The sequence below is a fragment of the Nonomuraea sp. B208 genome, assembly GCF_057536035.1.
Genome location: NZ_BAAJOU010000021.1, coordinates 519,104 through 540,876 on the forward strand (window position 1 = coordinate 519,104; position 21,773 = coordinate 540,876).

Consider the following 21,773-nt stretch of genomic DNA (forward strand, 5'->3'; position numbering starts at 1 on the left):
CGTGCGGATCGCCCGGTTCACCGCCCGGCGCCTGCTCCAGGCGGTGCCCGTGCTGCTCGGCGTCATCGTGGTGACGTTCGTGCTGGTCCGCGTGCTGCCGGGCGATCCGATCCGCACCATCCTCGGCCCCAATGCGACCGAGGCCGACGCGGCGGCGGCCCGCGCCCGCTACGGGCTGGACCAGCCGCTGTGGCGGCAGTTCCTCGACTACGTGGGCGGCCTGTTCAGCGGCGACCTCGGCACCTCCATCCAGAGCGGCGCGTCCGTGGCGGGCGAGATGGCGGTCCGGGTCGGGCCGACGATGGAGCTCGTCGTGCTCGCCGTGGTGATCGCCACGCTGCTCGCCACCGCGCTCGGCATCTGGTCGGCGCGGCGGGCCGGGCGGGCCGGTGACCACACGCTGCGGGTGCTCGCCCTGGTGGGCAACTCGCTGCCGGAGTTCTGGCTCGGCCTGGTGCTGATCCTGCTCGCCTACAGCGTCCTCGGCTGGGTGCCCGCGCCGAGCGGCCGGGTCGATCCGGACACCGACCTGACCCTCATCACCGGGGCGGACCTGCTGGACGCGGCGCTCACCGGCAACGGCCCGGCGTTCGCCTCGGCCGCCGGGCACCTCGTGCTGCCGGTGCTGACCATGGTCGTCGTCATCGTCGCGCCGCTGCTGCGCAGCGTGCGGGCCTCGGCGCTGGAGGTGCTGGGGTCGGAGGCGTACCAGGCGGCGGCCGCGCACGGCCTGTCCGCGCGGACGCTGTTGCGCGGCTACCTCACCCGGGCCGCGCTGGTGCGGCTGCCCGCACTCGCGGCGCTCGTGTTCGGCTTCGCGATCGGCTCGACGGTGCTGGTCGAGTACGTCTTCTCCTGGCAGGGCTTCGGGCAGTGGGCGCTGCGCGGCCTGCTGTACCGGGACTACCCGGTGGTGCAGGCGTCCGTCGTGGTGATCGCGCTCTGCTACACGCTGATCTTCCTGATCGCCGACGTGGTGCACGCCGTGCTCGATCCGAGAGTGAGGATCTGATGGCCGACCTGACCGCCGCGGCCGACGCCGGTCCGCCGCGCGCCGCCGCGGACCGGCGCTTCGCGACCACGCTGATCAGGGCCGGGTCGGCGCTCCTCGGCCTGGTCGCGCTCGCCGTGCTGATCGGCCCGCTGCTGGTCCGCTGGGGCCCCGAGGAGATCGACCCGACGGCCTCGCTGGCGCCGCCCGGCGGGGCGCACCCGCTCGGCACGGACGTCAACGGCATGGACATCCTCAGCCGGGTGCTGTACGCGGGCCGCCTCGACCTGGGCGTGGCGATCGCCTCCGTGGCCCTCGCCGTGGTGCTCGGCACCGCGCTCGGGCTGCTCGCCGGCTACCGCGGCGGCCGGGTGGACGACGTGCTCATGCGGGTCCTCGACGTCTTCCAGGCGTTTCCCGCGTTCATCCTGGCGCTCGCGGTCGCGGCCCTGCTCGGCGGCGGCGCGGGCAACCTGATCCTGGTGGTCGCCCTGGTCAACGCCCCCGCCTACGCCCGGCTCGTACGGGCCGAGGTGCGCACGGTGCGCGAGCTGCCGTTCGTGGAGGCGTCGCGGACCGCGGGCGCGTCCGGGCTCGGCACCCTGTGGCGGCACGTGCTGCCCAACAGCCTCACCCCGGTCCGCGTCATCGCGCCGCTGAACTGCGGCTGGGCCATGCTGACCCTCGCCGGGCTGTCCTTCCTCGGCCTCGGCGTCACCGTGCCGGCCGCCGAGTGGGGAGCCATGATCAGCCTCGGCACGTCGGACGTGGTCGCGGGGCGCTGGTGGACCTCGGTGCCGCCCGGCCTGTTCCTGCTGGTCAGCGTGCTCGGGTTCAGCCTGCTCGGCGAGGGGCTGCAGGAGCGGGCGGGGGTCGTACGGTGAGCCTGCTCGACATCAGGGACCTGCGGGTCACCATCGGCGAGGTCCAGGCGCTGAAGGGCGTGGACCTGACGGTCGGCCGCGGCGAGGTCGTCGGCCTCGTGGGGGAGAGCGGCGGCGGCAAGAGCATGATCGCCCGCTCGATCGTCGGCCTCCTGCCGGGCGCGGCCCGCGCCACCGGCGAGGTCCTGTTCGACGGCGCGGACGTGCTGACGATGGACGCCGCGGCGCTCGCGGCGCACCGGGGCGGCGGCGCGGCGATCTGCTTCCAGAACCCGCGCGGCGCGCTCAGCCCGACCCGCTCCATCGGCCGCCAGCTCACCGACCGCCTGACCGCGCACCAGGGCGTGGCCGCCGCCGAGGCGCGTACGGCGGCGGTCGCCCTGTTCGAGAGCGTCGGCATCAGGTCGGCGGCCCGGCGCTTCGACCACTACCCGCACGAGCTCTCCGGCGGCCAGGCCCAGCGGGTCATGATCTCCCTCGCCACCGGCTGCGCCCCCGGCCTGCTCATCGCCGACGAGCCCACGACCGGCCTGGACGTCACCCTCACCCGCGAGATCCTGCGGCGCTTCCGCGAGGCGGCCGACGAGGAGGGCAGGGGCGTGCTGCTGATCTCCCACGACCTCGCCTCCATCGCCCGCGTCTGCGACCGGCTGGTGGTGCTGAACGCGGGCGAGGTCGTCGAGCACGGCCCGGCCGCCGACGTCCTGGCCGCCCCCGCCGACCCCTACACCCGCGCGCTGCTGGCGGCCGTCCCCGACGTCACCAGACCGGCCGCCCGCACTGCCGCCACCCCTGGGGACGAGGTCGTGCGGATCGAGGACGCCCACGTCGTGTACGGCAGCCGCTTCGGCTCCGGCGGCCACCACGCGCTGCGCGGCGTCAGCCTGAGCGTGCGCGCGGGCGAGACGGTCGGCGTCGTCGGCGAGAGCGGCAGCGGTAAGAGCACCCTGGCCCGCCTCATGCTCGGCCTGATCGCCCCGTCGCGCGGCACGGTCACCCTGGCCGGGCGCGAGCCGTCGAAACTGCGCGGCCGGGAGCTGCGCGACCTGCGGCGGCGGGCCCAGCTCGTCTTCCAGGACCCGATCGGCTCGCTCAGCCCGCGCCGCACCGTCGCCGACGCCGTGGCCGAGCCGCTGCGCGCCGCCGGGATCAAGGCCCCTGAACGGGCCCGCCTGGTCACGGCGGCGCTGGAGCGGATGGGCCTCGACGGCACGTACGCCACCCGGCGCCCGCACGAGCTGTCCGGCGGCCAGGCGCAGCGCGTCGGCATCGCGCGGGCGCTGGCCGGCGAGCCCGACCTCGTCGTCTTCGACGAGCCCACCTCCGCCCTCGACGTGACCGTGCAGGCGCAGATCCTCAAGGTGATCGGCGAGGTGACGGCCGAGCGGGGCCGCGGCTCGGTGTTCATCTCGCACGACCTCGCCACCGTGCGCGGGGTCTGCGACCGGGTGGTGGTGCTCTACCTGGGGCGGATCGTCGAGGAAGGGCCGGTCGAGGAGGTCTTCGCGCGGCCCCGGCATCCGTACACGAAGGCGTTGCTCGCCGCCGCCCCCACCCTCGGCGGGCGGGTGGACGGCGCGGGCGTGAGCCTGACCAAGGACCCCGAGGAGGCCGTTCCCGGCGCGGGCTGTGCGCTCGCGCCGCGCTGCCCGTACTCGGAGGACGTCTGCCGGGCCGAGGAGCAGGAGCTGCGGATCCTCGGCCCGGTCAGCGTCGCCTGCCGCCGCGCCCACGAGCTCCCGGACCCGCCGGATCGAGAAGGACCAGAGAGGTGACGCATCCCATGCCCGCGATCAGGCTGGCCGTCGACATCGGCGGCACGTTCGTCGACGCCATGGAGCTGGACACGCGCACCCACGCGGTCCGCTTCCGCAAGTCCCCGACGACGCCCGCCCGCCCCTGGGAGGGGGTGCTCGCCGCCGTCGGCCTGCTCGGCACCGACCCGGCGGAGGTGGAGCTGTTCATCCACGGCACCACGCTCGGGCTGAACGCGGTGCTGGAGCGGCGCGGCGAGCCCACCGGCATCATCGCCAACGCGGGCTTCCGCGACATCTTCCTGCTGGGGCGCGGCAACGTGCCCGCCGACCACATGTACGACTTCCAGTACCAGCGCCCCGAGAGCCTGGTCCGCCGCGCCGCCACGATCGGCGTGCGCGGGCGGCTCGACTACAAGGGCCGCGTGGTGGAGGAGCTGGACCCGGGCGACGTGCGGGAGGCGGCCAGGATCCTGGTCGAGGAGCAGGGGGTGCGCACAATTGCCGTGTGCTTCCTGCACTCCTACCTCAACCCCGAGCACGAGCTGCGCGCGGCCGAGCTGGTGCGGGAGGCGTACCCGGAGGTCACCGTCTCGGTGTCCACGGACATCGTGCGCGAGTACCGCGAGTACGAGCGCACCAGCACCACCGTGCTCGACGCCTACATCCGCCCCATCTTCGAGCGCTACGTGGACCGCCTGGAGTCCGGCCTCGCCGAGGACGGCTTCGCCGGACGGTTCCTCATCATGCGCTCCGGCGGCGGGTCGATGACCTCGGCCGTGGCGAAGACCTCGCCCATGCACACCGTGCTGTCCGGCCCGGCCGGGGGGATCGCCGGGGCCGCGTACGTGGCCGCCGCGCTCGGCCGGGACAACCTGCTGACCTTCGACATCGGCGGCACGTCGCTCGACACCTGCGTGATCGAGCGGGGTCAGGCCGTGGCGGCGTACGAGGCCAAGCTGGAGCAGTTCCCGCTGCTCATCCCCGCCTACGACATCCGCACGATCGGCGCGGGCGGCGGCTCGATCGCCTACCTGGACCGGGGCCTGCTCAAGGTCGGCCCGCAGAGCGCGGGCGCCGTCCCAGGACCGGTCTGCTACGGGCGCGGCGGCGACCGGCCGACGGTCACCGACGCCGCCGTCGCCCTCGGCTACGTGGACCCCGACCGGTTCCTCGGCGGCGACATGCGCCTGCACGACGAGGCGGCCAGGGACGCGCTGCGCGAGCAGATCGCCGAGCCGCTCGGCCTCGCCGTCGAGGCGGCCGCGGCGGGCGTCTTCGACGTGCTGCTGGCCAAGACGGTCGGCGCGGTGCGGCAGATCACGGTCGAGCGGGGCCACGACCCGCGGGTGTTCTCGCTGCTGGCGTTCGGCGGCGCGGGGCCGCTGCTGGCTCCGCTGCTCGCCCGCGAGATGGGCATTCCCGAGGTGATCGTCCCGTTCGCGCCGTCGGGGTTCTCCGCGTGGGGCATGCTGACGGCCGACATCGTGGACGACGTGTCGCGTACGGTCATGACGACGCTGGACGACGCCGACCTCGACGCGCTGGAGGCGGTGTTCGCCGAGGCCGAGTCGGCGGCGGCGGCCTCGCTGGCCGCGCAGGCGATCCCCGCCGGCCAAGCCGTGCTCGAACGCGCCATGGAGGTGCGCTACCTCGGCCAGGAGCACTCGCTGACCGTCCCCGTCGGCCGCGACCTGCGGCCGGACGCGGTGCGGGCCGCGTTCGAGGAGCTGCACCACGCCCGGTACGGGCACGTCATGGACAACCGGCTGCAGATTCTCAACCTGCGGGTGCGCGGCATCGGCCGGATCGACAAGCCGGAGCTGCCGGCGTACGAGCCGGGCGACCCCAACCCGGCGCGGGCCCGCATCGGCTCGCGCGACGCCTTCGACTTCGGCGCCCGCGAGGTGACGTCCTTCGCCGTGTACGACCGGGCCAAGCTGGAGCCCGGCGACGTCCTGGACGGCCCCGCCCTGATCGACGAGGGCACCTCCACCACGGTCGTGCACTCCGGGCAGCGGGTCCAGGTGAACCCCTTCGGCCACCTGCTGGTCACCCTCACCCCGGAGGTGCGCTCATGAGCGAGGCGAACGTGCGGCTGGACGGCGCGACGGCCGAGGTGGTGCGCAGCTACCTGCTGGCGGCGGCCGAGGAGATGCGCGCGACCCTGATCCGCACCTCGTTCAACCCGGTCATCTACGAGGTGCACGACTTCGGCCTGTCGATGTACGACGCCGGCCTGCGGCTGATCGCCGAGGCGACCGGGCTGACGTTCTTCCTCGGCGCGAACGACTTCTCCCTCGCCAAGGGCGTCGAGTACGTGGGCAGGGAGAACCTGCACCGCGGCGACGTGGTGCTGCTGAACTACCCGTACTGGAACGCGGCCCACGCCTACGACGCGACGCTGTTCGCGCCGGTGTTCCAGCCGGACCCGGCGGACGAGGCGGCCGACGGGACGCTGGTCGGCTTCCTGTGCGTCCGGGCGCACTGGATGGACCTGGGTGCCAAGGACCCCGGCTACGTGCTGGACTCGACGGACATGCACCAGGAAGGGCTGATTTTTCCGGGCACCAAGGTGTTCTCCCGTGGTGAGCCCGTCCGCGACATCCACGAGCTGATCCGGTTCAACTCCCGCATGCCGGACCTCGTCATCGGCGACCTGCACGCCCAGGTCGCGGCCCTGCGCACCGGCGAGCGCCGGCTGCTGGAGATCATCGACAAGTTCGGCCGGCCCACCGTGGACGCCGCCGTGCAGCGCATGATCGAGGACGGCGAGGCCCGCACCCGCGCCGCGCTCGCCGCGCTGCCGCACGGCACCTGGACCGCCGAGGACTGGGTGGACGACGACGGCATCACCGAGGACCCGGTGAAGATGCGGGTCACCGTCACGGTCGCCGACGACCGCTTCACCGTCGACTTCGCCGGCTCCGCGCAGGCCACGCCCGGCCCGATCAACATGCCCTTCGGCGCCACCGTCGCCCTCTGCAAGGTCATACTCAAGTCGCTGACCTCGCCCGACGAGCCGTCCAACCACGGCACGACGGTCCCGCTGGAGGTGCTGGCCGAGCCCGGCACGCTGTTCCACGCCGTCTACCCGCAGCCCACGTTCACGCTGTGGACCGGCATCGTGGCGGTGGAGCTCATCCTGAAGGCGCTGGCGCAGGGTATGCCGGACCGGCTGCCCGCCTCCTCCGGCGGCGACGTGCCCGGCTTCATGATGGTCGGCACGCACCCGGACACCGGCCAGCTCTTCGCGGTCAGCAACAACGACCTGGTCGGCTGGGGCGCCACGCCGGAGCACGACGGCATGAACGCGGCCACCCACGTCTCCGGCAGCGCCGGGCGGAGCACCCCGATCGAGGTGCTGGAGGCGCGGACGGGGATGTTCTTCGAGCGGCTGGAACTGCGTACGGACTCGGGCGGCGCGGGCCGCCACCGGGGCGGCGTCGGCCTGCGGCGGGACATCCGGTTCACCACGGCGGGCGAGTTCCTGTCGGTGATCAAGAAGACCCGGTCGCGGCCCTGGGCCCTGGACGGCGGCCTGGAGCCGGACCCGAACCAGGTGATCGTCTTCCCCGGCACCGACCGGGAGGCCCGGGTCAGCACCAAGCGGGTCAAGGTCGAGCCCGGCGACCGGGTGACGCTGCTGACGGCGGGCGGCGGCGGGCACGGCGACCCGCGCGAACGCGACCCCGAGGCGGTCCGTCGCGACGTCGCCGAGGGCTACGTCTCGCCCGAGGCCGCCCGCGAGGTCTACGGCGTGGACGATGCCTGACCTGGACGGCGCGACCGCCGAGGTCGTGCGCTGCCACCTGGTCGCGGTCGCCGAGGAGATGCGGGCCACGCTGGAACGCACGGCCTTCAACCCCGTCATCTACGAGGTGCGCGACTACGGCATCTCGGTCTACGACACCGACCTCCGGCTGATCGCCGAGGCCACCGGGCTCAGCCGGTTCCTCGGCGCCAACGACCACTCCATCCGCAAGGGCGTGGAGTACGTGGGCCGCGACAACCTGCACCCCGGCGACGTGGTGCTGCTGAACTACCCGTACTGGAACGCGGCCCACTCCTACGACGCCACCCTGTTCGCGCCCGTGCACGGGGAAGCCGGGCTGCTGGGCTTCGTGTGCGTCCGGGCCCACTGGATGGACCTGGGTGCCAAGGACCCCGGCTATGTCCTGGACTCGACGGACATGCACCAGGAAGGGCTGATCTTCCCCGGGACGAAGGTGTTCTCCCGTGGGGAGCCCGTCCGGGACATCCACGAGCTGATCCGGTTCAACTCCCGCATGCCGGACCTCGTCATCGGCGACCTGCACGCCCAGGTCGCCGCCCTGCGCACCGGCGAGCGCCGCCTGGCCGAGCTGCACGCCCGCTACGGCACCCCGCTCGTCGAGGCCGCCGTGGACCGGGCCGTCGAGGCCGCCGCCCGCTCGGCCGCCGACGCCGTCGCCGCGCTGCCCCAGGGCACCTGGACCGCCGAGGACTGGCTGGACGACGACGGCGTCACCGACGAGCCGGTGAAGATGCGGGTCACCGTGACGGTCGCCGACGGCCGGTTCGTCGTCGACTTCGCCGGCTCCTCCGGAATGACGCGCGGACCGGTCAACCTGCCGCTCGGCGCCACCATCGCCACCTGCCGCATCGCGTTCAAGGCGATCACCACCCCCTGGGAGCAGACCAACGCGGGCCACTTCGCGCCGCTTGAGGTGCGCGCCGAGCCCGGCACGCTGTTCCACGCCGTCTACCCCGCGGCCACGTTCACCCAGTGGACGGGGACGGTCGCGCTGGAGCTGATCTACAAGGCGCTGGCGCAGGGCATGCCGGACCGGCTGCCCGCCTCGTCCGGCGGCGACGTGCCCGGCTTCATGATGGTCGGCACGCACCCGGACACCGGGCGGCTCTTCGCCGTCAGCAACAACGACGCTGTGGGCTGGGGCGGCACGCCCGCCCACGACGGCATCGGACCGGCCAACCACCCGGCCCAGACGCAGGCCCGCAACACGCCCGTCGAGGTGCTGGAGGCGCGGACGGGGATGTTCTTCGAGCGGCTGGAGCTGCGTACGGACTCGGGCGGCGCGGGCCGCCACCGGGGCGGCGTCGGCCTGCGGCGGGACATCCGGTTCACCACGCCGGGCGAGTTCCTGTCGGTGATCAAGAAGACCCGTTCGCGGCCCTGGGCGCTGGACGGCGGCCTGGAGCCGGACCCGAACCAGGTGATCGTCTTCCCCGGCACCGACCGGGAGGCCCGGGTCAGCACCAAACGGGTGAAGGTCGAACCCGGCGACCGCGTGACGCTGCTGACGGCGGGCGGCGGCGGGCACGGCGACCCGCGCGGGCGCGACCCCGAGGCGGTGCGCCGCGACGTCGCCGAGGGCTACGTCTCGCCCGAGGCCGCCCGCGACATCTACGGCTTGCTGGAAGGAGCACCATGAACACGGTCGTCATCACCGGCTGCACCGTGGCCGACGGCCGGGCGGCCACGGGAGCGGACCCCGTCCCCGACGCCGGCATCCTCGTCAGGGGCGAGCGCATCGTGGACGTGGGCCGCCGCGAGGACGTCCTCGCCGCCGCCGACGCGGTGCCCGGCGAGGTCGCCCACCTCGACCTCGGCGGCGCGTACGTCACCCCCGGCCTGGTCAACATGCACACCCACCTGTCCCTGTCCCTCCCCGGCACCGCCGGCGACCAGGTCAAGGACATGAACCCGCACGAGCTGGCCCTCTACATGGCCGACGGCGCCCGCCGCACCCTCGACTGCGGCGTCACCACCGTGCGCTGCGTGGCCGAGAAGGACCATGCCGACTTCGCGCTGCGCCGCGCCATCGAGGCCGGCCGGGTGCCCGGCCCCCGCATCTTCACCGCCGGGCGGGCGCTCGTCTGCACCGGCGGGCACGGCCACGAGGGCAGCGACACCCTGGAGTGCGACGGCGCCGACGGCCTGCGGCGCGGCGTCCGCTCCCAGATCAAGGCCGGGGCCGACCTCATCAAGGTCATGATCTCGGGCGGCATCGCCGGGCGGCACGAGTCGATCGACACGCCGCAGCTCTTCGCCGACGAGATGGCCGCGGTGATCGAGACCGCGCACGCCTGGGGCCGCAAGGTCACCGCCCACGCCGGGCCGGCCGCCGTGATCGCCCAGGCCGTGGCGCTCGGCCTCGACTGCGTGGAGCACGGCTACCAGCTCACCCCCGAGGTCGCCGCCCAGATGGCCGAGCGCGGCACCGCGCTGGTGCCCACCCTGCTCGTCACCCGCTGCAAGGAGTTCTTCGACGAGCTCGGCGTGCCGGAATGGATGCAGTGCCGCTCGCTCAACGCCGGGCCCGAGCACCTGGAGAGCTTCGCCACCGCCGTCACCGCCGGGGTGGAGGTGCTGCTCGGCAGCGACATGCCGCCGTTCTGGGGGTTCGAGGGCACCAACGCGACCGTACGGGAGCTGGAGCACATGGCCGAGGTCATCGGCCCCGCCCGCGCGCTCTACGCCGCCACCCTCGGCCCCGCCCGCTGGCTGCGCGCCGAGGCGGACATCGGCACCGTCGAGCCCGGCCGCTACGCCGACCTCGTCGCGATGGACGAGGACCCGCTGGCGTCGGCGTCGGCGTACCGGGGCGTCCGCTGGGTGATGAAGGGCGGCCAGGTCGTCCGCTCGGAAAGGAAGGCAGCATGACCCTGGTCCAGGGCGCCGCGGCGGCCATCGCCGCCGCGATCGACGACATGTACGCCGCGTTCGTCGCCGGCGACCGCGCCCGCTTCGACTCCCACCTGCACCCCGACGTGACCACCTGGGAGACCCACCTCCCCGGCCCGCTGCGCACCCGCGCCGAGCTGGACGCCTACCGCGACGCCCGCGACGGCTCCGGCCGCCGCCCGGTCATGGACACGCTCACCGCCCGCGACAAGCACATCGACGTCTGGGGCGAGGTCGGCGTGGCCAGGTACGTCCTGGTCGCCGAGCCGCACGGCGCGCCCGCCCAGCACACGAGGGTCACCGACGTGCTCCGGCACACGCGGGGCCGCTGGCTGATCGCCCACCACCACGCCGAGCTGGTGAGCGAGCCGTGACCGGGGCGGGTCCCGAGCCGGACATGGAGCTGTACGACCTGCGGGTCACCGTCGACGCCATCGAGGGCCGCTCGGTCTGCGGGATGGCCGTCGGCGACTACTTCGAGCTGGAGAACAGCGCCCACCTGCGGCTGCCGGAGGGCCGGCACTTCTGCGTGTGGGCGCTCGCCAGCGTCCTGCCGTTCCTCGCGGCCAAGCAGCGCGACCTGGGGGCGGGGGACTGGCTGGAGCGGGACACCCTGTTCTGCTGCCCGGACCCGGAGGAGCGGCTGACGATGCGGGTCGAGCGGGTGCGGCGGCGTCCGATGAACTCGGCGGACCTGACGTGAGCGGACCCGTGGACTTCGAGATCGGCATCGGCCTGCAGAGCGACAAGCAGGCCGGGGACTACGCCAGGCTCGGGCGGCTCGCCGAGGAGAACGGCATCGACGTGGTGTCGGTGTTCGGCGACCTGATGTACCAGCCGCCGATCTTCCCGCTGCTGGAGATCGCCGCCGCCACCTCGCGGGTGCGGCTCGGGCCGGCCTGCCTCAATCCGTACTCGATGGCGCCGTACGAGATCGCCGGCCAGCTCGCCGCGCTCGACCTCGCCTCCGGCGGGCGGGCGTACCTGGGGCTGGCCCGGGGGACCTGGCTGGGCGAGGTCGGGATCGCGCAGCCGCGCCCGCTCACCGCGCTGGCCGAGTGCGCCGAGGTCGTGCGGCGGCTGCTCGCGGGCGACACGTCCGGCTTCGTGGGCGAGCTGTTCAGTCTCGCGCCCGGCACCGCCCTGCGCTACCCCGTGCGCCGGGCCCGTCCGCCGCTGCTCATCGGCGCCTGGGGGCCGCGCGGCGCGGCGCTCGCCGGGCGGGTCGCCGACGAGATCAAGGTCGGCGGGAGCGCCAACCCGGCGATGGTGCCGGTCGTGCGCGACCGCCTGCGTCCCGGGGCCGAGGAGGCGGGGCGGTCCGTGGACGACGTCGGGATCGTGCTCGGCGCGGTCACCGTCGTCGCCGCCGACGGCGAGGCCGCCCGCGCGAAGGCCCGTCGGGAGGTCGCCATGTACCTGGCGGTCGTGGCCGAGCTGGACCCCACGGCCGAGGTGCCCGCCGACCTGCTGGCGCGGGTCAAGGCCGAGGTCGCGGCCGGACGGGACGACGCGGCGGGCCGGCTGATCCCGGACGACCTGCTGGACCTGTTCGCGTTCTCGGGCACTCCCGAGCAGGTGGCCGCGCAGGCGTGGCGGCTGATCGAGGCGGGGGTGCGGCGGGTCGAGTTCGGCACCCCGCACGGGCTCACCGACGATGAGGGGGTCCTGCTCATCGCCACGGAGGTAGCACCGATGCTGAGAGAGGCGACACCATGACCCGCGTGACCGTGCTGGTCGCGGACGGGCTGGCGGCGGACCGTGAGCTGCTGGCGGAGTTGGCCGAGCGGGAGTTCGCCGCGCTCGGGGTCGCCGGGCGGCTGGTCGAGCCGCCGGATGCCGCGTCGTTCGCGGCCGCGCTGGACGCCGCCGGGGCCGAGCCGGAGCACGCCGTCGTCGCCCTGCCCGGAGCCGATCCCGAGGTGCGCGCCCTGATGGAGCCGCCACGGGCTTACCGCGAACGGCTGGTCTGGCTGGATCTCGCGAGGACCGGCCCGCACCAGGCGGGTGGCGCGCTCCACCTGTACGGGCGCGGCGTCAACGGCCTCACCTGGGCCGTACGGGCCGCGGCGCACCGGGTGACCCACCGCCCGCGCCGCCTCACCTACGGCCCCCTCCCCGACCAGTACGCCGAGCTGCTCCTGCCGGACGCGCGGCCCGCGCCGGTCGCGATGCTGCTGCACGGCGGCTTCTACCGGACCCGCTGGGCCGCCGACCTCATGGACGCGCTCGCCGCCGACCTGGCGGCCCGCGGGTTCGCCGCCTGGAACGTGGAGTACCGCCGCCCGGACCGCCACGGCTGGGACGCCACCGTGTCGGACGTCGCCGCCGCGTACCACGCCCTTCAGACCCTCGGCGCGGACGTCGACCAGGACCGCGTCGCGGTGATCGGCCACTCGGCGGGCGGTCAGCTCGCGCTGCGCCTGGCCGCCGACCTGTGGGCGGCCGGGCGGGGCCCGGCGCTCGCCGTCTCCCTGGCCGGCCTGGTGGACCTGGTGGAGTGCGACCGCCGCGACCTGAGCGGCGGCGCGACGGCCCTGGCGCTCGGCGGCGGGTCCGCCGAGATCCCCGAGGTGTACGCGGCCTCCAGCCCGCTCGCCCGGCTCCCGCTGGGCGGTCCGCAGCTCGTCGTCCAGGGCGCCGGCGACGACCCGGACCTCGTGGACTTCAACCGCCGCTACGCCCGCGCCGCGACCGGCGACCCGGTCACCTACCTGGAGGCCCCGGGAGACCACTTCTCGGTGATCGACCCGGCCGCCCCCATCTGGGCCGCGACCGCCGCCCACGTCGAGGAGGCGCTCAGGCCAGCGGGGTGACCGGCCGCCACGCCACGGGGCTGGACAGCACCATCGTGCTCGACGGCCGCCCGTAGTGGGACAGCCCGTCGATCAGCCGCTCGAAGTGCGCCATCGAGTCGAGCGCCACGACGAGCAGGCAGCAGGTGTCCCCGGTCACCCGGTACACCTGGACGATCTCGGGCTGGGTCAGCACCTCCTCGTGGCGCAGCACGCAGCGGGCGCCGTAGCAGTCCATCCGGATCAGCGCCCGCACCTCACGTCCGGCCCGGCCGAGGTCCACGTGGGCGTGGTAGCCCGAGATCACCCCGGTCTCCTCCAGCCGCCGTACGCGCTCGGCCACGGCCGGGGCGGACAGGTGCACCCGCCGCGACAGCTCGCTGTAGGAGAGCCGGGCGTCGGCCTGCAGCTCGCCGAGGATCGCCCAGTCCATCGCGTCCATGGCACCATCCGTCACTCTCGGCAGCGGCGAAAGGCAAACCGGAGATCGCCTTTCGAACGTAAACCCATCCTGCCCTATCACCTTCGTTCGGCTATTTCAGCATAGTTCGTCGTGAGTGAACATTGAGGTGAACGAGGAGGAGTGATGGAAGCCCCGAGACTGCGCTTCGCGAACGCCACCCCTTACGACGCGTACGTCGGCACCGCCGTCCTGCGCGAGCTGCCGGGACCGCGCACCGCCGAGCCGGAAGAGCCCGCCTTCCTGGTCACCACGCAGGTCATGGAGCTGTACTTCGGCCTGGTGCGCACCGAGCTGCGCCTGGCGATCGAGCTGCTCGGCGGGCCCGCGCCGGCCCCGGCGACCGCCGTGATCGCGCGCGCGGCCGCGTACCTCGACGTGGTGAACGCGGCCTGGCGGCCGCTGAACCGGCTCACGCCGCGCCAGTTCAACGCCTTCAGGCCGGCGCTCGGCGAGGGCTCGGGATTCCAGTCGGCGCTCTACCGCGAGGTGGAGTTCCTGCTGGGGGACAAGAACCCGTCCCTCGTCCAGGTCCACCGCGGCGACCCCGAGGTCCACGGCGAGCTGCTGGCGGCCCTGCGCGCGCCCAGCCTGTACGACGCCGCCCTGTCCGCCCTGGCCCGCCGCGGGCACGACGTCCCCGAGTCCGTGCTCACGCGCGACCCGGCGCAGCCGTACGAGCCCGATCCCCGGGTGGAGAAGGCGTGGGCCCGCGTGTACGCCGAGGAGGGCCCCGGCGACGAGCTCTGGGAGCTGGGGGAGGCGCTGACCGACCTCGCCGAGAACTTCATGGGCTGGCGGACCCGCCACCTGGTGGTGGTCCGGCGCGCGATGGGCGCGAAGATGGGCACCGGCGGGTCGAGCGGCGCGAGCTGGCTGGAGCGGTCGCTGCGCCGCGAGATCTTCCCCGAGCTCTGGTCGGCCCGCACCCTGGTCTGACGTGCCGACCCCCTGGCCCTGATGGAGAACGCGTGAACACCCACCCCGAGCAGGACGCCCTGGCCGCCGACGCCGCCGACCCCGGCCGCCGCGCGGAGTTCCTGATCCCGCCGGCCCCGGCCGGCTCCCCCTACCCGGAGACCGCCTACTTCGCCGGCAACTCCCTGGGCCTGCAGCCGAAGGGCGCCGCCGCGGCCGTCCAGGCCGAGCTGGCCGAGTGGTCCGGCCAGGCCGTCGAGGCGTGGTTCGCCGCCGAACGGCCGTGGGTGACCTACCCGGCGCTGCTCCGCGAGGACATGGCCGCCCTGGTGGGCGCGCGTCCCGAGGAGACCGTGGTCATGAACGCCCTCACGGTCAACCTGCACCTGCTGATGGCCACGTTCTACCGCCCGCAGGGAGAGCGCGTCCGGATCGTCATCGAGGACACCGCCTTCCCGTCCGACTCCTACGCGGTCGCGGGGCAGGCCGCCTGGCACGGGCTGGACCCGGCCCGCACGGTCGTCCGGCTGCCCGCCGCCGACGTCCCCGCGTACCTGGCGGCCGAGGGCGGCAAGGTCGCCCTGGTGCTGCTCGGCGGGATCAACTACCTCACGGGCGAGCTGCTGGACATCCCCGGCATCACCGCGGCCGCGCACGAGGCGGGCGCCGTGGCCGGGTGGGACCTCGCGCACGCCGCAGGGAACGTCCCGCTCTCCCTGCACGACTGGGACGCCGACTTCGCGGTCTGGTGCACCTACAAGTACCTCAACGGCGGTCCGGGAGCGCCCGGCGCCTGCTTCGTGCACGCGCGCCACCTGGCCGGCGGCGCGGACCCCGCACTGCCGCGGCTGACCGGCTGGTGGGGCACCGACGAGCGGGTCCGCTTCGAGATGCGCCCCGACCGCGACCACGTGCCCGCCGCCGACGCCTGGCAGGTCTCCACGCCGCCCATCCTCGGCCTGGCCGCGCTGCGGGCCGCGCTCGCCGTGCACGCCGAGGCCGGGATGGCCGAGCTCGCCGCCCGCAGCCGCCGGCTCACCGGCTACCTGGAGTCGCTGCTCGCCCCGCTGAACGGCGGCCCGATCGAGCTGATCACGCCGTCCGACCCGGCGCGGCGCGGGGCCCAGCTCTCGGTGCGGGTGGCCGCCGGCGACGCGGGCGGGCTGGCCGGGCGGCTGCACGCCCGGCACGGGGTGCTCGCCGACGTGCGCAACCCGGACGTGATCCGCTTCGCGCCGGTGCCGCTGTACTCGACGTACCACGACTGCTGGCGGGCCGCCCAGGCCCTCGCCGCCGAGCTGGTCTAGAACAACCGGGGGGTGACCACCGACACCACTGTGGTCACCTGGTCGGTGTCGTTGTACATGCTGTGCGGCACGGTCGAGCGCAGGTGCACGCTGTCGCCGGGGTAGAGCCGGTGCTCCACGCCGTCCACCTCGTACAGCAGCTCGCCGCTCAGCACGTACGCGAACTCCTCGCCGGCGTGCCCGTACGCGGGCTCCCGCCGTCCGCCCGGCGCGATGTGCACCAGCAGCGGCTCCAGCACCAGGCTGGGGCCGCGCGCGGACAACATCCGGTACGTCTGCGCGCCGGACACGTACTCGGTGGCCGCCGTCTCCGCCCGGGTGAGCGTGAAATGGGTCGGCAGCCGGTCGGCGTCACGCCCCGGCTGGCGGCCGGGGGAGTCGTCGAAGAACTCCGACACCCCCCGTTCGAGCGCCGCCGCGACGCTGTTCAGCGCCACCAGCCCGATCGTCGAGATCCCGCGCTCCACCTGGGAGAGGAACCCGATCGACAGTCCCGACCTGGCCGCCAGGTCGCGGAGCGTCATCCCCCGCTCCTTGCGGAACTCGCGCATCCGCGCGCCCACGAGCTCCTGCCGGGGCTCGTCCGCGCGCCGGTCCTCCGACGCCGCCACCGGGACCTCCATGTCAGTCGGGGGGTTTGTTCAGCAGCATGAACATATTTCACGCAACGCCCCCCGGCCAACTCACAGGGGGAACCGTTCCTCCACGGCGAGCAGCGCCGCCACGAGCGGCGGCAGGTCCGTCTGGTCCAGGCCCTCGATCTCGAAGCTGAGGATGTTCCCGGACGCGGGATCGTCGCGCACCGTCCCGGACGGCAGGCGGAGCCGGGCGTCGAGGTCGGCGGTGAAGCCGCCGGCGCGTACCTGGACGGAGGTGCGCAGCCAGCTCGCGTCCCAGGGGTCGGCGCTGCCGGGGAACGAGCGGCCGAGGACCGGGATCAGCAGGTGGTCGGACTCCCGGCTGCGGCCGATCATGATGTCCACGGGCCGTCAGGCCAGCCGGAAGGTGAACTGCACCCGCCGCCACGGCCCCGGCCGCCCGTCGGGCGCGGGGCCGTGCTGCTCGGCGAAGGGCACGATGATGGGCTCCTTCACGCCGAACACGGCGTCGGAGCCGAGATAGGCGCCGCCCTCGACGAAGAGCTGGGTGACCAGCGTGCGCCGCCCCGGGGCCGCGATCAGGAAGTGCAGGTGCGGGGCGCGCATCGGGTGGCGTCCGGCGGCGGCCAGCAGCTCGCCCACCGGCCCGTCGTCGGGGATCGGGTACGGCGCCGGCAGGATCGTCCAGAACGTCAGCCGCCCGTCCGCGTCGGTGCGCAGCCGCCCCCGCAGCACCGGCCCGTCCCGGTCCGGGAGCTGGACGTCGTAGTAGCCGTCCTTGTCCGCCTGCCACACGTCCACCACGGCGTCGGCGACGGGGACCCCGGCGGTGTCGATGACCGTGACGTCCGCCAGCACCCGCTCGCCGTCGAGCCCGCCGGAGATGTCGGCGCCCTGCGGCAGCTCCGGCGGCCCCTCGACGTAGAAGGGGCCGAGCACGGCCGACGGCGTGGCCCCGGCGGCGCGGGCGTTGCCGAGGATGTCGACCAGGCTGCTCACGCCGAGCACGTCCGAGAGCAGGATGAACTCCTGGCGGACGTCGCTGGTGAGGTGCCCGGCCCGGGTGAGGAAGCCGATCGCGTGCCGCCACTCCTCGTCGGTGACGTCGTGCTCGCGCACGAAGGCGTGCAGGTGGGAGACGAGGCCCCGGGCGAGGGTACGCAGCCGCTCCGGCGCGCCGTCGAAGCTCGCCAGCACGCTCCGGGTGAGCTCGTCCGCCGCCCGCTCGACCGCGGGGTCAGGGGTCGTGGTCATCGTGGTCCTCCGATCGACGTCGTATGTCGTCAGCGGCCCGTCGGTGGCGACCAGGAGGGCTCCGGACAGGGGTGTCGCTCCTCTGCGGCAGGGCAGCCGCGCGGATCTTACCGGTTGCCAGGAGCGGCGGGCGAGGGCCGCCGACCATGGACAAATGCGGGCTGAGTCGTACGATGAATGCCTTCGTGCCGATGGAGGGGGATTCATGAGCACGCAACCAGAGGGCGGGCCGAGCGGTTTAAAACCGTTCAAAAGCATCCCGGCGGGCTGCACCGAATTCGTCGGTGATTCTCCGGCCATCCGGAAAGAGCTGGCCACGGCCGTCACCGAGATGCTGCAGTATCACAAGTCTCACCCCAGCGCCGACAATCCCGTCTACCAGAACTGCAAGGACGAGCTGACGGCGATCAAGGACATGCTGACGAAGCCGTATTTCGTGCCCGCGGGGAAGCTCCTTTCCCTGGTCACGAAGCATGACGGCAGGATTCAGGGCATCGCCGTGGTGAGCAAACTCGCGGATTCGCTCAGAATCGACCAGGCGTCCGTCGCGCCGTGGAACATCATCCGCCCCGCGGTCAACGAGGCCGCCGCGCCGAACCCGTTCCAAGGGGTCGGCTGGCAGATAGTGGATGTCGCGCTCACGTACAGCGGGGTGGTGGACCTGACCGCCGCGACCGACCAGTCCGCGGAAAGCTTCACCAAGATGGGCTTCCGCACTCCCGAGGACGCCCCGCTGAAAGGCGGGAGCTTCGGGGTGTTGAAAGGGGAGCGGGCCGTAGCCTTCAAACAGAAAGTGGCGAACTTCCGGGACAAGTGAGGCCGGATTTCGCAACAAAACCGACGGGCATCCACGGTTCGCGAATAGCGCCGGCCGGCGTTCGTGCTGATACCGGTTCGGGTTGAGGGCGGACCGTGGGTGCTGTTACCTTCGCACGGTGGACGACAGGCGTGCACGGGCGGAGGCGATCGAGAGCTTCGCGGCGACCTTGCGAGAATTGCGCAACGCGGTCGGCAACCCGCCTTACCGGGAGATGTCCGGCCGGTCAGGGGCGATTTCCCACACGACACTCCACGAGGCCACGAAAGGCAACCGGCTCCCGAGCTGGGAGACCACCGTCGAGTTCGTCAAAGCGTGCGACGCCGATCCGGCCGACTACCGCGAGCGCTGGGAGCAGGCCAACCGGGTGGTCAGATCGGCGAGCGCCGGTGAGTCCGCGCCCCGCGCCGCCACGTCGGTGGAGCAGCCGTCCGACGCGGCGGCTCGTCCGTCCGGCGGAGCGGAGCTCCTGTCCGATGCGGCGGAGCGTCCGTCGGATGGTGCAGTGGACCACTTGTCCAGTGGGGCGGAGCGTCCGTCGGATGGTGCAGTGGACCGCTTGCCCGGTGGGGCGGCGCGTCCGTCCGACGGTCTCGCGGCCGGGCCCGGCGCTGCGCGGCTCGCCCTCGCGTCGCAGGCGCCCCCATCCGCGGACGACGCCCCACCGCCCCCCATGAACGGCGCCCCACCGCCTTCCCGGAACGACGCGCCCCCGTCCCCGGACGGCGTCCCGCCGCCCCCTTCCGTGCCCCCTCCCGTGTCGCCGGCCGCGCCGGCGGCCGGAAAGGGGCGATCCCGGCCGGCCCGCGTGGCCGCCCTGGCGGCGGCGGCGGTGGTCGTCGTCGCCGGGGCGGTGGCCGTCGTCGTGACCGTGCTCAACAACGGCGCCGCGACCGACGACCCCGGCCCGGCCCCGAGCGGGCCGGGATCGTCGGCCGCCGCGCTGTCCCCGGCCGACTGCCCGGTGCGCTCGACCAACCCGCCCTGGGCCCCGCCCCTGCACCCCGGCGACAAGGCCGAGTTCATCGAGGACGTCACGCTCCCCGACTGCGCGCGCGTCGACGCCGGCAAGACCGTGACCAAGGTGTGGCGGCTCAAGAACGCCGGGACCGTGCCGTGGACGGGATACTCGCTGCGCCGCCTCGACTTCGCGCAGCAGGCCGACCAGTGCCAGACCATCTCGGACGTGCCGATCAAGGACACCCCGCCCGGCGGCACGGTCGACGTCGAGACCGTCGTCACCACGCCCAGGAAGCCGGGCCTGTGCTACGTGCGGTTCAAGATGGTGGACGCCTCGGGAGCGATCCTGTTCCCGGGAAGCCGGCCGATCAACTTCCAGATCATCGTCGACGCACGCTAGTTCCCCGCCACGCCGGGGCGCGACGGGGAACCAGGGACGGCGGCTCAGGAGCCGAGCGTGATCCCCGTGTAGTAGTGCTGGAGGATCCTGGAGTAGCTCCAGCCCGCGTTGGCCTTGTCGCGGGAGCCGTACTGCGACATCCAGTCGCCGTCGACCCAGTTGCCGCACGCCGTCGTCGTGGAGCAGTACTGCGCCCGGAAGATCTTCCCGCTCCGGGTCAGCCGGGTGCCCCAGGTCGCGTCCACGGCGGCGCTCGTCGTCGCCTTCGCCGAGCCGGGCTGGTACACCTGGCTGGAGGTGTGGTCGTAGACGTCGAAGCACTCACCGCTCGGCGTCCTGCGGTTGGAGTGCAGCGCCCAGTACCAGCCGAAGTTCTTCACGGCGAGCGCCCCCGCCTTGAGCGACTCGGCAGGCCAGCTCGACACCCACTCGTTGGGCAGGACGTTCTTGACGTAGGTCTTGAAGTCCACCCGCTCCACGCGGTCCAGGGACGTGCGGTACACGAGGATCGTCGTGGGCAGCTTGGTGTCCGTGCCGTCGGTCTTGCACCCGGTCGGCGACGTGGAGCTGAGGAACTGGTGCGAGGCGTTCTGGTTCTTCAGCGTGGCTTTGAGGTTGGCCTTCGCGCCGGGGGCGAAGTCCTGGTAGCTGCCGGCGTAGCCGGTGTTGAAGTAGACGCGGACGGTCTTGCCGCTGCGGTTCCAGACGGAGGCGGCGGAGTTCTTGATGCAGGTGCCCTTGCCTGCTCCGGCCCCCTTGAAGTCGTAGCAGGTCGGCTGGGTGGTGCTGTAGTCAGGGATCGACCCGGTGAAGTCGGAGACCGACCCCTGGTGGTTGCTGTTGAAGTAGTAGCAGAACTCGCCGGTGTCGCAGACGCCGTCGCGGCTCGCGGCCGAGGCGGGGGAGGCGGCGGTGGTGAGGACCGCCCCGCCGACCGCCATCGCGGCGGTGGCCGCGGCGAGCCGTGAGAGCAGGCGGACCGTTCGTACGGACACGTTGTCTTCCTCTTCTGGTCGCGGCCGGGGGGCGTTATCGGATGCTGTAGCCCTGGGAGTTCCAGAACGAGGTGGGGTTCGGGTTGTCGAGGTGCGGGTCGCCGACGCTCTTGGCGGCGCGCGTCTGCCGCCCGAGGCGCATCTCCACGTGGGTGTGCGCGGACGAGCTGCTCGACACGCCGCGCCACGACTCGGTGGCGATCACCTGGCCGCGACGGACCTGCTGGCCCACGGCCAGGGAGGACACCGGGGCGGAGTGCAGGTAGATGACCGTCTTGTTCAGCGAGGAGTTGTAGATGGCGATCGTGGACAGGTTCGCCCTGCCGGTGGCGCCGCGCACGACGTTGATGACCTGGCCCGCCACGAGGGCGTGCACGTTGGAGCCGATGCCGCGGGCGATGTCGATGCCCTCGTGCCGGCCGGAGGTGGAGGTGTAGCCGTCGAAGCCGCAGGTGATCCGGCCGGTGGCCGAGTACAGCGAGTACGACATGGCGCCGCCGCTCCCCGACGACGACGGGCCGAACTGGTGCGAGGCGTTCTGGTTCTTCAGCGTGGCGTTCAGGTTGCCCTTCGCGCCCGCGGCGAAGTCCTGGTAGCTGCCGGCGTAGCCGGTGTTGAAGTAGACCCGGACGGTCTTGCCGCTGCGGTTCCAGACGGAGGCGGCGGAGTTCTTGATGCAGGTGCCCTTGCCTGCTCCGGCCCCCTTGAAGTCGTAGCAGGTGGGCTGGGTGGTGCTGTAGTCGGGGATCGAACCGGTGAAGTCGGAGACCGATCCCTGCTGATTGCTGTTGAAGTAGTAGCAGAACTCCCCGGTGTCGCAGACACCGTCGCGGCTCGCGGCCGAGGCGGGGGCCGCGGTGCCGAGCACCGCTCCGCCGAGCGCCATCGCGGCGGTCGTGGCGGTGAGGATCCTGGTGAGCTTGCTCATGCTGTTCTCCTGTCTGTGCTGTT

General features: G+C 73.3%; 21 protein-coding genes. 15 read left to right on the top strand and 6 right to left on the bottom strand.

What is annotated here, in order from left to right; all coding sequences use genetic code 11:
- Position 1: 1 nt before the first annotated feature.
- From AC27IY_RS19380 to AC27IY_RS19430, 11 genes are read left to right on the top strand one after another with little or no spacing between them, the layout of a single operon-like run.
- Positions 2–1,012 carry an ABC transporter permease gene (locus tag AC27IY_RS19380; RefSeq protein ID WP_329588794.1) on the top strand — a complete coding sequence of 337 codons (1,011 nt, stop codon included), beginning with the start codon at positions 2–4 and terminating at the stop codon, positions 1,010–1,012.
- Positions 1,012–1,875 carry an ABC transporter permease gene (locus AC27IY_RS19385; protein WP_487178754.1) on the top strand — a complete coding sequence of 288 codons (864 nt, stop codon included), beginning with the start codon at positions 1,012–1,014 and terminating at the stop codon, positions 1,873–1,875. Before AC27IY_RS19380 ends, AC27IY_RS19385 begins: the two co-directional genes overlap by 1 nt.
- Entirely contained in the window at positions 1,872–3,650 is a 1,779-nt protein-coding gene (locus AC27IY_RS19390) for a dipeptide ABC transporter ATP-binding protein (protein WP_487178755.1), read from the top strand. Before AC27IY_RS19385 ends, AC27IY_RS19390 begins: the two co-directional genes overlap by 4 nt.
- On the top strand, positions 3,647–5,710 hold the full coding sequence (locus AC27IY_RS19395) for a hydantoinase/oxoprolinase family protein (protein ID WP_487178756.1): 2,064 nt from the start codon (positions 3,647–3,649) through the stop codon (positions 5,708–5,710). Before AC27IY_RS19390 ends, AC27IY_RS19395 begins: the two co-directional genes overlap by 4 nt.
- Positions 5,707–7,404: a hydantoinase B/oxoprolinase family protein gene (locus AC27IY_RS19400; RefSeq protein ID WP_449949974.1), complete on the top strand. Its 1,698-nt coding sequence runs from the start codon at positions 5,707–5,709 to the stop codon at positions 7,402–7,404. The genes AC27IY_RS19395 and AC27IY_RS19400 overlap by 4 nt, the downstream gene beginning before the upstream one ends.
- Positions 7,397–9,064, top strand: coding sequence for a hydantoinase B/oxoprolinase family protein (locus AC27IY_RS19405; protein WP_371252230.1), 1,668 nt, complete (start codon positions 7,397–7,399; stop codon positions 9,062–9,064). The genes AC27IY_RS19400 and AC27IY_RS19405 overlap by 8 nt, the downstream gene beginning before the upstream one ends.
- Entirely contained in the window at positions 9,061–10,296 is a 1,236-nt protein-coding gene (locus AC27IY_RS19410; RefSeq protein WP_423477321.1) for an amidohydrolase family protein, read from the top strand. The genes AC27IY_RS19405 and AC27IY_RS19410 overlap by 4 nt, the downstream gene beginning before the upstream one ends.
- The gene (locus AC27IY_RS19415; RefSeq protein WP_487178757.1) at positions 10,293–10,691 is read left to right on the top strand and encodes a DUF4440 domain-containing protein; all 399 of its coding nucleotides are present in this window, start codon (positions 10,293–10,295) and stop codon (positions 10,689–10,691) included. Before AC27IY_RS19410 ends, AC27IY_RS19415 begins: the two co-directional genes overlap by 4 nt.
- Positions 10,688–11,020 (top strand): TIGR04076 family protein, encoded by a 333-nt coding sequence (locus tag AC27IY_RS19420; protein ID WP_344213235.1) that lies wholly within the window; start codon positions 10,688–10,690, stop codon positions 11,018–11,020. The genes AC27IY_RS19415 and AC27IY_RS19420 overlap by 4 nt, the downstream gene beginning before the upstream one ends.
- Complete coding sequence (locus AC27IY_RS19425) at positions 11,017–12,036, top strand: LLM class flavin-dependent oxidoreductase (RefSeq protein ID WP_487178758.1); 1,020 nt, start codon at positions 11,017–11,019, stop codon at positions 12,034–12,036. Before AC27IY_RS19420 ends, AC27IY_RS19425 begins: the two co-directional genes overlap by 4 nt.
- Entirely contained in the window at positions 12,033–13,133 is a 1,101-nt protein-coding gene (locus tag AC27IY_RS19430) for an alpha/beta hydrolase (RefSeq protein WP_487178759.1), read from the top strand. Before AC27IY_RS19425 ends, AC27IY_RS19430 begins: the two co-directional genes overlap by 4 nt.
- Here AC27IY_RS19430 and AC27IY_RS19435 read toward each other — a convergent pair.
- Positions 13,117–13,554, bottom strand: coding sequence for an Lrp/AsnC family transcriptional regulator (locus AC27IY_RS19435; protein ID WP_344213229.1), 438 nt, complete (start codon positions 13,552–13,554; stop codon positions 13,117–13,119). The genes AC27IY_RS19430 and AC27IY_RS19435 overlap by 17 nt on opposite strands.
- A 144-nt stretch (positions 13,555–13,698) precedes the next feature.
- Between AC27IY_RS19435 and AC27IY_RS19440 the strand changes: the two genes are divergently transcribed.
- Positions 13,699–14,511, top strand: coding sequence for a tryptophan 2,3-dioxygenase (locus AC27IY_RS19440; protein WP_449949988.1), 813 nt, complete (start codon positions 13,699–13,701; stop codon positions 14,509–14,511).
- Between the two features lie 32 nt (positions 14,512–14,543).
- The gene (gene kynU, locus AC27IY_RS19445; RefSeq protein ID WP_449949991.1) at positions 14,544–15,797 is read left to right on the top strand and encodes a kynureninase; all 1,254 of its coding nucleotides are present in this window, start codon (positions 14,544–14,546) and stop codon (positions 15,795–15,797) included.
- Here the strand turns inward: kynU and AC27IY_RS19450 are convergent.
- The 3 genes from AC27IY_RS19450 to AC27IY_RS19460 all read right to left on the bottom strand — a co-directional run bounded on the left by AC27IY_RS19450 (position 15,794) and on the right by AC27IY_RS19460 (position 17,650).
- Entirely contained in the window at positions 15,794–16,408 is a 615-nt protein-coding gene (locus AC27IY_RS19450; protein WP_364463185.1) for a helix-turn-helix domain-containing protein, read from the bottom strand. The genes kynU and AC27IY_RS19450 overlap by 4 nt on opposite strands.
- Before the next feature lie 72 nt (positions 16,409–16,480).
- Positions 16,481–16,780 carry a hypothetical protein gene (locus tag AC27IY_RS19455; protein WP_487178760.1) on the bottom strand — a complete coding sequence of 100 codons (300 nt, stop codon included), beginning with the start codon at positions 16,778–16,780 and terminating at the stop codon, positions 16,481–16,483.
- A gap of 6 nt (positions 16,781–16,786) precedes the next feature.
- Positions 16,787–17,650, bottom strand: a complete 864-nt coding sequence (locus tag AC27IY_RS19460) for a dioxygenase family protein (RefSeq protein ID WP_487178761.1) — start codon at positions 17,648–17,650, stop codon at positions 16,787–16,789.
- A gap of 205 nt (positions 17,651–17,855) precedes the next feature.
- Here AC27IY_RS19460 and AC27IY_RS19465 point away from each other — a divergent pair, with 205 nt between their 5' ends.
- Both AC27IY_RS19465 and AC27IY_RS19470 read left to right on the top strand, forming a co-directional pair.
- A complete protein-coding gene (locus AC27IY_RS19465; protein WP_423451808.1) occupies positions 17,856–18,467 on the top strand; it encodes a hypothetical protein in 612 nt (203 codons plus the stop codon).
- A gap of 118 nt (positions 18,468–18,585) precedes the next feature.
- Entirely contained in the window at positions 18,586–19,827 is a 1,242-nt protein-coding gene (locus AC27IY_RS19470) for an NBR1-Ig-like domain-containing protein (RefSeq protein WP_487178762.1), read from the top strand.
- Between the two features lie 44 nt (positions 19,828–19,871).
- On the opposite strand, the gene AC27IY_RS19475 is transcribed toward AC27IY_RS19470, so the two are convergent.
- Positions 19,872–20,822 (bottom strand): SpoIID/LytB domain-containing protein, encoded by a 951-nt coding sequence (locus tag AC27IY_RS19475; RefSeq protein WP_487178763.1) that lies wholly within the window; start codon positions 20,820–20,822, stop codon positions 19,872–19,874.
- Positions 20,823–20,856: 34 nt separating this feature from the next.
- Positions 20,857–21,750: a peptidase inhibitor family I36 protein gene (locus AC27IY_RS19480; RefSeq protein ID WP_344213210.1), complete on the bottom strand. Its 894-nt coding sequence runs from the start codon at positions 21,748–21,750 to the stop codon at positions 20,857–20,859.
- Positions 21,751–21,773 lie beyond the last annotated feature (23 nt).